This is a genomic window from Terrisporobacter othiniensis (assembly GCF_000808015.1).
In the GTDB taxonomy this organism is placed as follows: domain Bacteria; phylum Bacillota; class Clostridia; order Peptostreptococcales; family Peptostreptococcaceae; genus Terrisporobacter; species Terrisporobacter muris.
This window is the reverse complement of record NZ_JWHR01000113.1, coordinates 1-14,843: the sequence shown is the minus strand read 5'-3', so window position 1 is coordinate 14,843 and position 14,843 is coordinate 1. Positions and strand designations below refer to the sequence as shown.

At 29.0% G+C, this 14,843-nt stretch carries 11 protein-coding genes; 1 reads left to right on the top strand and 10 read right to left on the bottom strand.

The features are described 5' to 3' along the window. Window positions 1-146: 146 nt before the first annotated feature. Complete coding sequence (locus tag QX51_RS14025) at window positions 147-560, top strand: single-stranded DNA-binding protein (protein WP_039680523.1); 414 nt, start codon at window positions 147-149, stop codon at window positions 558-560. 44 nt (window positions 561-604) lie between these two features. Here the strand turns inward: QX51_RS14025 and QX51_RS14020 are convergent, their stop codons facing one another. From QX51_RS14020 to QX51_RS13975, 10 genes are all read right to left on the bottom strand, one after another. Further along, window positions 605-2,512: a glycoside hydrolase family 13 protein gene (locus QX51_RS14020; RefSeq protein WP_039680522.1), complete on the bottom strand. Its 1,908-nt coding sequence runs from the start codon at window positions 2,510-2,512 to the stop codon at window positions 605-607. Further along, window positions 2,490-4,946 (bottom strand): glycogen/starch/alpha-glucan phosphorylase, encoded by a 2,457-nt coding sequence (locus QX51_RS14015; RefSeq protein WP_039680521.1) that lies wholly within the window; start codon window positions 4,944-4,946, stop codon window positions 2,490-2,492. Before QX51_RS14015 ends, QX51_RS14020 begins: the two co-directional genes overlap by 23 nt. A 12-nt stretch (window positions 4,947-4,958) precedes the next feature. Continuing rightward, entirely contained in the window at window positions 4,959-6,398 is a 1,440-nt protein-coding gene (gene glgA / locus QX51_RS14010; RefSeq protein WP_039680520.1) for a glycogen synthase GlgA, read from the bottom strand. 20 nt (window positions 6,399-6,418) lie between these two features. Further along, the gene (glgD, locus tag QX51_RS14005) at window positions 6,419-7,549 is read right to left on the bottom strand and encodes a glucose-1-phosphate adenylyltransferase subunit GlgD (RefSeq protein ID WP_039680519.1); all 1,131 of its coding nucleotides are present in this window, start codon (window positions 7,547-7,549) and stop codon (window positions 6,419-6,421) included. A gap of 15 nt (window positions 7,550-7,564) precedes the next feature. Continuing rightward, on the bottom strand, window positions 7,565-8,713 hold the full coding sequence (locus tag QX51_RS14000) for a glucose-1-phosphate adenylyltransferase (protein WP_039680518.1): 1,149 nt from the start codon (window positions 8,711-8,713) through the stop codon (window positions 7,565-7,567). 105 nt (window positions 8,714-8,818) lie between these two features. Then, a complete protein-coding gene (gene glgB / locus QX51_RS13995) occupies window positions 8,819-10,714 on the bottom strand; it encodes a 1,4-alpha-glucan branching protein GlgB (RefSeq protein WP_039680517.1) in 1,896 nt (631 codons plus the stop codon). 293 nt (window positions 10,715-11,007) lie between these two features. After that, a complete protein-coding gene (locus tag QX51_RS13990) occupies window positions 11,008-11,961 on the bottom strand; it encodes an SPFH domain-containing protein (RefSeq protein WP_039680516.1) in 954 nt (317 codons plus the stop codon). A 42-nt stretch (window positions 11,962-12,003) separates the two neighbouring features. Then, window positions 12,004-12,441: an NfeD family protein gene (locus QX51_RS13985; protein WP_039680515.1), complete on the bottom strand. Its 438-nt coding sequence runs from the start codon at window positions 12,439-12,441 to the stop codon at window positions 12,004-12,006. Between the two features lie 70 nt (window positions 12,442-12,511). After that, window positions 12,512-14,035, bottom strand: coding sequence for an NAD(P)H-hydrate dehydratase (locus tag QX51_RS13980; RefSeq protein ID WP_039680514.1), 1,524 nt, complete (start codon window positions 14,033-14,035; stop codon window positions 12,512-12,514). Window positions 14,036-14,067: 32 nt separating this feature from the next. After that, window positions 14,068-14,784 (bottom strand): DUF5714 domain-containing protein, encoded by a 717-nt coding sequence (locus QX51_RS13975; RefSeq protein WP_242842747.1) that lies wholly within the window; start codon window positions 14,782-14,784, stop codon window positions 14,068-14,070. Window positions 14,785-14,843 lie beyond the last annotated feature (59 nt).

The following is a 14,843-nucleotide window of genomic DNA, read 5'->3' as shown; positions in this document are numbered from 1 at the left end:
ATTATTATTTTAATTATATCACCCTTTCATATTTTTTTCTTCAGTTCATAAAATTAAATTTTTTCCTAACTATATGTATATACGAACCTATGTTTGTCCATAATTTTACTAATATTTATAATTCTTTTAATACAAGGAGGCTTTTAATGAATAAGGTCATATTAGTAGGAAGATTATGTCATGATCCAGAACTGAAATATTTAGGTGAAAAAAATATAGCTGTAACTAAATTTACTTTGGCTGTTAATAGAAGTTATAAAAATGCTCAAGGAGAGCATGATACTGATTTTATTAACTGCGAAGTATGGAATAGGCAAGCAGAGGTTTTTAGTGAATATATGGCCAAAGGTAGATTGGTTTATATTGAGGGGAAAATAAAAGTAGATAAATATTTATCTACAAATGGAGAAAACAGAAAATCTATAACAATCCATTGTGATTCATTTAGATTTATAGATTCTAAACAAAGTAAAAAAACTGAAAATACTTTTAATAGTGAAGAAATCTTTACAGACGAAGTTTTTGATAACAATATATGTGAAAGCGAAATTCCATTTTAATGATGAAAAATGTGTAGATTAAATTAATAATCTACACATTTTTTCTATACTTGTTCAAATGCTTCCCTTGTAATATTTTTCATTTTAAATATCATAAAAGATTTTGGTTCAATATCTATTACAAATTTCCCATTTTCCTTTTCTAAAGTAACTCCATAGTCACCTGGTGTGTATTTTATTCCTATCTCATCTAATAAATCATAGTCTAAATCAAAATCTATATATTTATACTCTTCACTTCTATTTATAATTATTAAACAACTATCCTCATCAATAAATCTTTCATAAGCAAAAACATCATCATCCTTAGTGTAAATAAAATTAGTTTCTCCTTTTAATAAAGCTTTTATCCTATGTCTAGTTTGAATAGAATTTCTATAGAAGTCTATCATCTCATTATCTTCATTTTTCCAAGGGTAAGTTCTTCTATTATCTGGATCCTTACCACCTGCAAGGCCTGCCTCATCACCGTAATAAATATATGGAACTCCTTCAAATGTCATCTGTGCTAATACAGCAAGTTTAATCATATCTTTGTCATTATCAAGCTCTGTTTTTACCCTTCTTACATCATGAGTACCCAATAAGTTTAGGTTAGCTTTAAATGCATCTGGTGGATAATTTTCTTTTATATTCATATATAAATCATTAAGTTCATAAGATGCCATCTCACCTCTTAGGAAAGATAATATTCCTTTTCTAAATGGATATCCCATGGCCGAATCTAATTGTTTACCTAAGAGATATTTTCTTCGTTGCCCATAACTTATTTTATTGGAAGCATCTTCCCATACTTCTCCAATCAAAACGGAATCGCTTTCGGATTTTTTTAGCTCCTTTTTAAATTCAGTTAAAAACTCATCTGGTAATTCATCTACTACATCTAGTCGCCATCCTTTAACTCCCATCTTTGTCCATTTATTTAAAACACTTTCTTCATCTTTAATTATGTAGTTCATATATGAAGGTTCTAATTCATTTACGTTTGGTAAGTCTTTAATTCCCCACCAACATTTGTAACCTACCTTAGAATCATCAAAAGTATACCAACTTCTGTATATAGAGTCTTCATTATTATAAGCACCTTTACTATCATAATTATTAAATTTATCAAAATAAATACTGTCAGCTCCTGTATGACTAAATACACCATCAAGTATTATTGATATACCTTTTGCATTAGCTTTTTCTATCAATTCTGAAAATATTTCTTCATCTCCAAACATAGGATCAATCTTTTTATAATCTCCTGTGTTATATTTGTGATTACTAGAAGATTCAAAAACTGGACTTAGATATATAATACTTATTCCAAGTTTCTTAAGGTATCCCAATTTATTAATAATTCCCTTAAGGTTACCTCCATAAAAATCCCATCTTATGATATCTCCATTTTCATCCTTTATATACATAGGATCATCTTCCCAGTTAGCATATATAAAACTATTTTTCTTTGGATTGCTTGGCTTACCGGTTCTATTACCGTTGTTAAATCTATCTACAAATATGTGATATAAAACACCTTCTTTAAACCATGTTGGTGATTTACTTTCTTCGTAAACTGTTAACTGATATTTATTTAAATTATCGAAACTATATTCACAAGCTTCTCCATTTTGTCTTATTTTTCCATAAAATTTCTTCTTATTCTGTCCATCACTATTAACTTCTACTTCAAAATAATAATAATATATCGCTGGAATAAATAATGGTTCTATTTTACATTCATATATATTTTCCTCTTTTTTAATTAGTGGAATTCGTCTTATCTCTTCACTATTTAAGTTTTCATCTTCTTTTGTTATTACTAAATAAATACTGTATACTTCTTCATTTGTATTAACCTTAATATTTGTATTAACCTTAATATCTGCTCCTTGATTAACTTTTAAGGCTCCAAATGGAGCCTTAAAATATTCATTCCAGGAGTTAAATGATATTGTTTTGCACATCCTCATCACACCCTTTAAACCAAATATCTTCTATATATTCATTTATAGTTCTATCACTAGAGAAAATTCCAGAGTTTGCAATATTTATAAGAGACATCTTATTCCACTTAATTTTATCCTTATAAAGATTACTTATCCTTTGCTGTGCCTCAGCATATTCATCAATATCTCTAAGAACAAAATATTCATCATTATAAGTTATTAATGCATCATAGATTTCCCTACCTTCTTTTCCAAGGCCAGGTATAAATCCATTAACTAAATCATCAACAACTCTTCTTAGCCACTTATTAGAATGATACAAGTCTTTAGATGAATATCCACCATATTTGTCATAATCCAATACTTGTTTAGCACTAAGTCCAAATAAAAACATATTATCTTTGCCTACTTGTTGGCATATTTCCACATTAGCTCCATCTAGTGTAGCTAATGTTAGAGCACCATTCATCATAAACTTCATATTACTAGTTCCTGATGCTTCTTTTGTAGTAGTTGATATTTGTTCACTCACATTAGCTGCCGGAATTATTTTTTCAGCTAGTGATACACCATAATTTTCTATAAATACAACTTTGATTTTGTCTTTTACTCTAGGGTCATTGTTTACTAAATCAGCAACACAATTTATTAATTTTATTATACATTTTGCTAAGTAATATCCTGGTGCTGCCTTTGCTCCAAATATAAAAGTTCGTGGCTGAATATCCAACTCTAAATCCATATTATCTAGTATTTCATGATATAAAGCAAGTACATGCAAAATATTCATAAGTTGTCTTTTATAAGCATGAAGTCTTTTAACTTGAACATCAAATATGGAGTTAGGATCTATTGATATATTATTATTTTCTTTTATATAGTTAGCTAATTTAACCTTATTGTTAAACTTAATCTCTTCTAATCTATTCAATACATTCTCGTCATCCACAAATTTTTCTAATTCTTTTAAATGAGCTGTATCTTTTATCCACTTATTCCCAATCAATTCTGTTATTAAATTAGCTAGTTCTGGATTTGAACTCATAAGCCACCTTCTATGAGATATACCATTTGTTTTATTATTGAACTTATAAGGCTCTTCTTCATAAAAATCCTTTAAAACTTCTTCTTTTAATAATTTAGTATGAAGAGCTGCTACACCATTTACACTATAGCTTGAAACTATACATAAATTAGCCATTCTAATTTCTCCATCATACATAATAGCCATTCTTTTTACCTTATCTTCACCATAACCTTTTTTTCTTAAAGCATTAACATATCTTCTATTAATTTCCTCAATTATCATATACATTCTTGGTAGAAGCTTTTTCATTATACCTTCCGACCATCTTTCTAATGCTTCACATAATATTGTATGGTTTGTATAAGATATTACCCTTGTAGTAATATTCCATGCTTCATCCCAAGATAATCCTTCTTCATCTAATAATATCCTCATCATTTCAGGGATACATAAAGCTGGGTGAGTGTCATTTATATGAATAGCAATTTTATTTGGTAATTCTTGCGGTTTAATTTTATATCTTCTACATTTTCTAAATATATCTTGAATTCCTGCACTAACGAAGAAATATTCTTGCTTTAACCTTAACAATTTGCCTGCATAGTTTGAATCATTTGGATATAAAGTTTGAGAAATTTCTTCTGCATAATACTTATATTTTAATGCATCCTCATAACTAGCCGCTTGATTTTTAGCATATAGAGATGACCTCCCAAAATCTCTTGTTGGTATTTCACTTTTCCATATTCTAAGTGTGTTTATGCATTCATTTTCATAACCAATTATAGGTATATCATAAGGCATTGCCATCACAGGAATATAGTTCTTGTGGGTAACCCTTAGATTACCTTCATCATCTTCTTCCATATCAATTTTTCCTTCATACTTTACTAATACTGCCCTATTTGGTCTAACTGTTTCCCATGAATAAGAACTATTTATAAGCCAATTATCTGGAACTTCAACCTGAGAATTATTTACAAATTTCTGCTCAAATAATCCGTATTTATATCTTATTCCATATCCATGACCACTAATTCCAACGGATGCCATAGAATCAAGAAAGCATGCGGCTAATCTACCCAACCCCCCATTTCCTAGAGCTGGATCTGGTTCTGCTTCAACTATTTCATCTAAATTTATTCCTAGTTCATTTAGACCTTGTCTTATAGTATCTTCAAATCCAAGATTTAATAGGTTAGATTTTAATTGTCTTCCCAGTAAAAATTCTATAGAAAAATAAAATACTGCTTTTTCTTCATATATTCTACTGCCTTCCCAATCCCTTGAAATCATATCTTTTATAACATAACATAATACATTAAAAAGTTCTTCATTGCTTGCTTCTTCAAGGGTTTGAGCATATAAATTATTCATTTTTCTTCTGAAATATTCTTTAAATCGCTTTTTATTTATTGTAATCATTAAATCGCCCCTTTAGCTTATTAAGCCATTAAATATTCTTATATAGTCTTGAGCAGATTTCTTCCAACTATTATCTGTATTCATTGCATTTATAATTAGGTTATTCCAAACCTTTTTATCTTGATACAATCTAATTGCTTTTTGAAGTGTAAAGAACATTTCATGAGCGTTATAATTAGCGAAACTAAATCCATTACCTTCACCTGTATATTTATTATAAGGAGTTACAGTATCTTTAAGTCCACCGGTTTCTCTTACTATTGGGATTGCACCATATCTCATGGCAAGCATTTGCCCTATTCCACAAGGTTCATACAAAGATGGCATCAGAAAAATATCACATGCAGCATAAATTTGCTGTGCAAAGGCGCTATCAAATGTAATTCTTGCAGATAATTTGTTACTAAAATTTGAATTATAATAATTAAACATAGACTGATATTGATGCTCACCTGTACCTAGTACGACCATTTGCAAATTTTCTCTCATTATTTCAGGCATCATATAGTTAATTAAATCTAGGCCTTTTTGTGAAGTTAATCTAGATACAATCCCCACTAAAGGAATATTTGGATTAACTTCTAATCCTAATATTTTTTGTAATTTTATTTTATTTTCTACTTTTTTGTGAATACAATTTACATCAAATTTTTCAAATATAGCTTTGTCTGTAGATGGATCATTTAAATCATAATCGATACCATTTAAAATGCCCTCTAATTTATAAGAGTTTGATTTCAAAAGTCCGTCTAATCCTTCACCATAAAAAGGTGTTTGTATTTCTTCTACATAAGTTTTACTTACAGTCGTAACCTTATCGGCAAAAACAATTCCAGCCTTCATAAAGTTAATATCTCCATAAAATTCTATATTTCCATTATTAAAGTGATCATAAGATATATCAAAAATATTTCCTACTATTTCTTTATTAAATATGCCCTGATATTGTAAATTGTGTATAGTATAAACTGTCTTTATATCCTGATATTTCTTCAAATGAGCATAGTCTTCTTTCAGCAATAATGGTATCATCCCCGTATGCCAATCATTTAAGTTAATAACATCTGGATAAAAATTCAATTTTTCCATAGATGATAATACTGCATTACTAAAAAATGCAAATCGTTCTGGATCATCACCATGTCCATATATACTTGGTTGATCAGACCTCTTAAAATAAAATTCATTATCTATAAAATAAAATGTGACACCATCTAATTCCATGCTTTCTATACCACAATATTGATTTCTCCATCCTACTTTTACACTAAACTCTGCAACCGGTTTAAATTTGTCTTTAAAATATGATGGTATGGTAGAGTATTTCGGCATTATAACCCTTACATCAACCCCTTCTTTTTTTAGAGCTTTTGGAAGGGCATAGGAAACATCTCCTAAACCTCCTGTTTTTACAAATGGCCAGCATTCTGCAGTCACATAAAGTATCTTCATTTATTTTCCCCCTTTTACTCTTAAAGCTTCTGGTTTTTTTCTATGACCATAGGGTAGTCCTTATCTCCTTTTAATTCTTTTCCTTTTGAGATTGTAATATTTTTATCAAATATAACATTTTCTAAAACTACTCCTGGCTCTATTTTGCAATTTTGCATTATTACACAGTTCCTTACTATAGCTCCCTTTCCTACTTCAACCTTTCTAAATAATGTACAGTTTTCAACCGTTCCATCAATTTTACAACCTGTTGCCACAAAGGAATTTTTCACATTAGCATTTTTCATGTATATAGTTGGTGCTTGACTTTTATCCTTAGTAAATATTTTTCTTTCAGAATTAAATAGTTCTGCTGCCACATCATGTCTTAACATTTCTTTACTTGCCTGTGCATAACTTTGAATAGAATTTATACATTTTAAATAATTATTAAACTCATATCCTCCAACTTGTATATTAGATATTTCTCTCTTTATATAGTCTTCAAAATATGAATGAGTTCCCAAACTAGCTATTTTATATATACATTTAATAAAATCAGTTCTTTTCATAATATAAGTTTCCATAGATATGTTTGCACTAGGGAAAGCTCCTATATTTCCACCTATATTTAAAACTCTATTATTACTATCCATATTTAATGTCATACACCCTAAAAAATCTTCATCTGCGTTTGTTATATGTTTATATATAACAGTAATATCATTTTTTGATTGTTTATGATATTTAAGAGCTTCTTTATAATCCATGCTACACAACATATATCCTGGCGCAATAAGTATATATTCTTCTTTACTTTTTTCTATATAATCTATATTTGCTAGTATAGAGTATATATCTCCCGTTCTAAATCCATAATTGTTATTGTACTTAGTATTTTCTGGACTAAATATATAAAGTCCACCTTTTTTCCTGCTCAAATCCCAGTCTTTTCCACTTCCTAAGTGATCCGTTAATGATCTATATTTTTCTTTAGCATAGATTCCAACATTAGTAATACCTGAATTAACCATATTAGATAAAACAAAATCTATAATTCTATATCTACCAGCTATTGGAGTAGACGTTAATGGTCTTGCATAATTTAATATATTTATATTTGGATTGCCTTTTTTATCAAGGTTAATTAATCCCATACATTGATTTTTCATAATCTTCTCCCCCTTTTAAGCTTCAACTTTTTCTTTAGCATTAACTACTTCATACTCTGACACAACACTTATTTCATTTGTATCACTTTTTATCACGGCATTATCCTTAATTACTGCACCTTCCGCTATCATTGCTTTTTCTATTACTACATTCTTACCTATAGTAACATTTGGCATTATTACAGAGTTTCTGATTATGCTTCCCTCTCCAACATCAACCTTATGTGATAAAACCGTATTATCAATTGTTCCTAGTACTGAGCAACCATCTGCTATTAAAGCTTCTTTTATACTGGCATTTTGTCCAATATATTGTGGTGGAAGATCCATCGTATTTGTATATATTCTCCAATTTGAATCGCTTAAATCCACAGCTTCTGGAGTTTTAATCAAATCCATATTTGCTTCCCATAAACTTTGTATAGTACCAACATCTCTCCAATATCCTTTAAAAGGATATGCATACATTTCTTGATTATCTTTTAACATCGCTGGAATTACATCTTTTCCAAAGTCATCAAAACATTCTTTAGTTTTTCTTCCTCTTAAAAAATATTGTTTTAATGTTCTCCAGTTAAATATATATACACCCATGGAAGCTAAATTACTTTTAGGATTCTCAGGTTTTTCTTCAAATTCATATATTTTTTTATCATCATCTGCATTCATTATTCCAAATCTACTTGCCTCATCCCATGGAACTTCTATAACTGCAATTGTAGCTTCTGCATTTTTTTCCTTATGGAACTCCAACATTTTGCTGTAATCCATTTTGTAAATATGATCTCCAGATAAAATTAATACATATTCTGGATCATAATCATCTATAAAGTTCATATTTTTATATATTGCATTTGCTGTACCATTATACCAGTGCCCCTCTTTTTCACTCATATATGGTTGAAGTATATAAACTCCTCCATTTATTCTATCTAAATCCCAATGACTTCCCATTCCAATATGCGAATTTAAAATCCTTGGTCTATATTGTGTAAGTACTCCAACTGTATCTATACCGGAATTAGAACAATTACTTAAAACAAAGTCTATAATTCTATATTTTCCTCCAAATGATACTGCTGGCTTTGCTATTCTTTTTGTGAAAACACCTAATCTTGATCCTTGCCCCCCAGCTAAAATCATTGCTAGCATCTCTTGTTTCATTCAGTTTCCCCCTTTATTAAAGTTCAATTACTCCCATAATTCATTAAGCTTATTTGCCTTTATTACTTATTTAATAAGACTTGTAGATTTATTACTTTTTCTTATTTACTCATTTTTATTATTTATTGGATTAGATTTAAGTTTTATAAATGTAGCTCCCAATGGCGGTACTTTTATTTTTATATGATAAGGTTGATTATGCCATTTGTTATCAATAGCATATAACTCAGTATTTTTCATAGTTTGATTTGATCCCCAGTATTTTTCATCGTCACTATTAAATACTTCTTCATATATATCTAAATAAGGCACTCCAACCTTATAATCGTAGTAAACTACAGGTGTAAAGTTTAAAATACCTATAATAAACTCACCTTCATCTTTACCTTTTCTCATTAATGTAACTATACTTTGATCCTCATTATGAGGGTCTATGAAATCAAATCCTTCATATGAATTATCAATTTCATATAAAGCTTTTTCTTTTCTATATAAATTATTTAATTCTTTTACAAAAACTTTTGTTTTAGCATGCTGTTCTCTATCTAGCAATTGCCACTCCAAACCATAGGCGTATCTCCATTCAAGACCTTGGCCAAATTCTCCTCCCATAAACAATAATTTTTTACCTGGATGTATCATGTAGTAAGAATATAATAATCTTAAACTTGCAAATCTTTGCCATTCATCTCCTGACATTTTATCTAGCAATGACTTTTTGCCATGAACAACCTCATCATGGGATAGTGGTAAAATAAAGTTTTCTGAAAATGCATACATAAATGAAAAAGTTATTAAATTATGATGATGCTTTCTATATATAGGGTCCATCTCCATGTATTTCAAAGTATCATTCATCCACCCCATATTCCATTTATTACTAAACCCTAATCCACCTAAATAAGTAGGTGATGTAACCATTGGCCATGATGTTGATTCTTCAGCTATTATTAATGGATTTTTTATATTCTCATAAACAACTTCATTTAATCGTCTTAGAAAATCTATTCCTTCTATATTTTCTCGTCCTCCATATTTATTTGGTCTCCAATCACCTATATCATAGTCCAAATATAATATGGAGCTAACAGCATCTACCCTAATACCATCCACATGAAACTCTTTAAACCAATACATTACATTTGATAATAAAAAACTATTAACCTCAGGTTTTCCTAAATCAAAGTGAACCGTTCCCCATCCTAAATTTTCTGCTTTTAATGGATCTTCGTATTCAAATTGAGGAGAGCCATCAAATCTATATAAACCGTGCTCATCCTTACAAAAATGACTATATGCAAAGTCTAATATTATTCCTAAATTATTTTCATGACATTTGTCTACAAATGCTTTAAATTCATCAGGATTACCATGTCTACTTGTAGTAGCATAATACCCTACAGTCTGATATCCCCAACTCATATCTAATGGGTGTTCTGTTATAGGCATTAACTCAATATGTGTATATCCCATATCTTTTGCATAATCAATCATTTCATATAACTCTTCAAATGAGAAAAACCCCCCGTCCCATTTTCTCTTCCAGGAACCTAGATGAACCTCATATATATTCATAGGTTCATTATTTGTTATTATCTTATTCTTTTTTTCTAAATATTTTTTATCTTTCCACTTATAATCTATTCCCTCATATACTACTGATGCTGTTTTAGGTCTTAATTCAGAAAATGTACCATATGGATCTGATTTTAATCGGCTTACTCCATCACATCCAACCACATTGTATTTATAAATTTCCCCTTCCCCTAGATCTGTAGTAAATATTGACCAAATACCACTATCATACATGTTTGTTAAAGAATGGGATGTTTCATTCCAATTATTAAAATCCCCCACTAGATATACAGCTTTTGCATTTGGTGCCCATACAGCAAAAGAATTTCCAACTTCCCCTTTATATTCCACTTTATGATTTCCAAGAAATTTATAACTATCTAAAGAATTTCCTGAAATAAATTTGTCTATTTTTTCTTTAGTAATTATGTCTAAATATTTAATCTTAATCCCCCCAAATGATAATTTTTTGCATCTTATATATTTCTAGTAAAATCTAAATCCCCCTTTTTTTTTATAAAATTTTAACTAACTTTATTCAATTTTTACAACGGTTAATTTTAGTTATAATTCGTACTAAAATTAACAATTAGTTTTTTTTAAAATTAATTGTATATCACTTTATTAAAAATTTCCATATATTTTTTACCAATTGTACACTTTTTATAAGACAAAAAAATACTCTAAAGATCTATTGTCTTTAGAGTATCTTCGTTTAATTATTTATTATTCTTATCGCTACTTAAAACTTCTTTAATTCCTTTAAAAGAACCTAAGAAATTAACTGTTTCTGATGGAAGAACAAGTTTAGTAGAATCACTTTCTGCAAGTTTTTCAAGAGCCTCCATAGATTTAAGAGCTAACATATTATCATCAATGTCAGATTCTTTCATTGCTTGGAATACATTTTTAATTATAGTTGCTTCACCTTCTGCCTTGGCCTGAGCAATCTGTCTTATAGATTCTGCTTCCCCTTGAGCTCTAAGTATACGAGATTGTTTTTCTCCTTCTGCTTCTCTAACCATTGCTTCCTTTTGAGCTTCTGCTCTAAGTATCGCTGATTGCTTTTCTCCTTCTGCTTGAAGTATTGACGCTGCTTTATTCCCCTCTGCTTGAAGTATTGACTCTCTTCTTTCTCTTTCTGCTCTCATTTGTTTTTCCATTGCAACTTGTATATCTTGTGGTGGCATTATGTTTTTAAGCTCTACCCTATTAACTTTTATACCCCATTTATCAGTTGCTTCATCTAGTATAGATCTCATTTTTGTATTTATTAAATCCCTCGATGTAAGAGTTTCATCTAAATCTAACTCCCCTATTATATTTCTAAGAGTTGTTGCAGTTAAATTTTCTATGGCAGATATTGGATTTGATATTTCAAATACATATCTAACAGGATCTGTAACTTGGAAATAAACTACTGTATCTATTTGCATAGTTACATTATCTTTTGTTATAACTGGCTGTGGTGGAAAATCAACCACATTTTCTCTCAAATCAATAACATAAGCCATTTGATCTAAGAATGGTATTAAAAAGTGAACTCCTGTATCAGCTTTTTTGTGAAACTTACCAAGCCTAATTACTATACCGACTTTTGATTGTTTAATGACTTTTACACAACTTAAACTTAGAACTACTACTATAAGTATTATGACTACTAATTTTATCATACCTTTTTCTCCTTTTTATAAATTTATAATTAATTTTATTAATTACTTCTCTTCTTGATTGTTAACAGGTTTTACAACTAACTTGACACCCTCTATTCTTATTACCTTAACTAATTGTCCTACTTGAATTTTTTCACCATCTTCAGATATAGCCGTCCAATCTTCTCCTGTCAATGTTACAATTCCTGTCATATATTGAGGTATTTCTTCTTTAACAATACCTGTTTTTTGCTCTATACCTTGTAAATTTGTGTTATATTTATAGGTTTTATCTTTATCCACAAAGTATTTTGTAAATACAACTAATAAAGTAATTGAAATAGCAGCAAATAATGCTATCTGAATTATTATGCTTTCTATAAATGTACTTAAAACCATTAAAATTAAGGCCCCTATACTAAACCATACTAAAGTTAAACTTGTTGTCATTAATTCAGCTATTCCAAATGCTACTGCAACAATTAACCACACTGTATTCATTATATCCCTCTTCTCCATTTAGAAATTCATTTTCTTTATAATAGTATAACAATATAAATATTGGTAATAGTTACAAATTAATTTCAATATCAAACTCATTCATAATACTAGGAATTTCATTTATAATTTGTGTTGCATTTACTGTATATAGTTTTTTAGATAAAATATCACCTATGTATCCATGTATATATGCTGCACACACTACTGCATTAAATATTTCTAGCCCTTGCCCAATAAAAGAAGTTATCATACCAAGCAAACAGTCTCCCATACCTCCATTTGCCATGGCGCTATTACCAGTTGGATTTATATATAAAATGTTTCCATCGGTGATAATAGTCTCATAACCTTTGAGTAAAACTATTATATTATTTTCTTTTGCAAATTCTTTTGCTACATCTAGTCTATTTTCTTTTATATATGAAATTGACTTTCCTGTTAATCTAGACATCTCACCCAAATGGGGCGTTATTATGATCCTATTTTCACACTTCTTTAATATATTTATATTATTTTTTAGCACATTTAGTCCATCTGCATCTATTATCATAGGACAGTTGCTCTTATTTAAAACATATTCTAATCTTTCTAATGTTAATTTATTGTCTCCCATTCCACACCCAAATCCTATGGCACTAGAAGTTTCAATTAATTTGTTGATTCGATTTTCCTCTTTATAATTGGCAGTCATTCCTTCACTTACTTTTGAACTAATTATATCTTGTATATCTTCATCGCAAACTAAAGTAACTAATCCACTGCCACTTTTAATAGCCGCCTCACTAGCAATAAATGCAGCTCCAGAAAATCCCTTTGATCCGGCGAATATAGTAACCTTACCAAAATTGTTTTTAAAACTAAATTTGTTTTTTGATTTTATATTACCTTTAACAAAATCTATCGATGTAATATATTCATTGTCATCATATTTTTTTATTATATGCTCAGGTATTCCTACGTGCTCTACTACCACATCTCCAATATATTCTTTTGTTTCATACTTTAAAAAACCTCTTTTATAAAACTCAAATGATATTGTTTTATCAGCTTTTATACATACTCCTAAAATTTCACCTGTGGTTGCATTTATTCCAGATGGTACATCTATAGAGTAAACTAAATTCTTATTTGTATTTATAATATTTATAATATCCTTAAAAACACCTTTAACTTCTCTTTCTAAACCAGTTCCAAAAATGCAGTCAACTAATACATCACTATTTTTTATACTAGTCTTTAACTCTTCTAATATATTGATATTTTCTCCTTTTATATCTAAAGTTCTACAAGATATATTCATAGCCTTTAGTATATCTAAATTGGTTTTTGAACATGGTGTGATTTTTTCCATACTTCCAACTACAAATACCTTTACATCCTTCCCCCTAGCTTTTAATTGTCTTGCTATTCCAAGACCATCTCCACCATTATTTCCTACACCACTAACAACTATATACTTATCATATAAATCCATATCTAAATGCTTAATTGCTGATAATATGGCATTTTCCATCATAACTATTAGAGGAATTTTGTACTCATTAACACAAACCTCATCTAGTCTCTTAGTTGACATAGAAGTTCCTATTCTCATTTACATCACCTCTTAATGTAAGTATATTTTACTTATTTAAAATACTTGCATCTATTTTTTATACATTCCTTATTATACTCTTTGAATTCACACTTAAAGTTTTCTTCTTTTTCTAATTTCACTTGAAAATATTCATCAATAAAGTCTATAGCTGTTTCCATAGCAATATTAGATACCCTTTTACAGCACCTTGGTCCACCATAGTCACTTATTATTTTCAAAGTTTTTGATGTTATCAAATTACTTAGTGACCATTCTTCATTACATAATGGTGTAGCATTTAATATTACACTCATAAAAATTCCATTTCCTATACCACTTCCACAAGCACCATAAAAACCACAAAATCCCCCTAATACATTCTTTGCTCTCTTTTCAATTTCATCTAAGTATTCACCCTTTTTATATTCTTCTCCTATTGTGTTTAAATATGCCGTAGTAAGTACTGCTGGAACTAAAAAATGATGTTCAGGGCCATGCATTTTTATGGATGGATGATATTCCAAAGATCTTGCCATTATAAAGGGATTTTTTTCTTTTGAGTTTATTAAATAAGTTTTAATTATTTTATTTGCATCATTGCTATGGCATATATCACATACATAATGTCCATTTTCACATGATGTAGTAGAGTAAAATTCTTTATCACAATAATAACATTTCATTTTTTTACTTTCATTAAAATATACAAGTTCTTTATTACAAATTAAACAATTAGATTTATTCATTTTTATTAAAAATCCTTTCATATTTAATTCTTCTTATAAGAAATAGTAATTCTTTTAATATAAAAAATAAAGGATAAATT

Coding starts and splice junctions, on each gene's coding strand:
- QX51_RS14025 (WP_039680523.1), top strand. CDS start 147: ATGAATAAGGTCATATTAGTAGGAAGATTATGTCATGATCCAGAACTG.
- QX51_RS14020 (WP_039680522.1), bottom strand. CDS start 2,512: ATGTGCAAAACAATATCATTTAACTCCTGGAATGAATATTTTAAGGCT.
- QX51_RS14015 (WP_039680521.1), bottom strand. CDS start 4,946: ATGATTACAATAAATAAAAAGCGATTTAAAGAATATTTCAGAAGAAAA.
- glgA (WP_039680520.1), bottom strand. CDS start 6,398: ATGAAGATACTTTATGTGACTGCAGAATGCTGGCCATTTGTAAAAACA.
- glgD (WP_039680519.1), bottom strand. CDS start 7,549: ATGAAAAATCAATGTATGGGATTAATTAACCTTGATAAAAAAGGCAAT.
- QX51_RS14000 (WP_039680518.1), bottom strand. CDS start 8,713: ATGAAACAAGAGATGCTAGCAATGATTTTAGCTGGGGGGCAAGGATCA.
- QX51_RS13990 (WP_039680516.1), bottom strand. CDS start 11,961: ATGATAAAATTAGTAGTCATAATACTTATAGTAGTAGTTCTAAGTTTA.
- QX51_RS13985 (WP_039680515.1), bottom strand. CDS start 12,441: ATGAATACAGTGTGGTTAATTGTTGCAGTAGCATTTGGAATAGCTGAA.
- QX51_RS13980 (WP_039680514.1), bottom strand. CDS start 14,035: ATGAGAATAGGAACTTCTATGTCAACTAAGAGACTAGATGAGGTTTGT.
- QX51_RS13975 (WP_242842747.1), bottom strand. CDS start 14,784: ATGAAAGGATTTTTAATAAAAATGAATAAATCTAATTGTTTAATTTGT.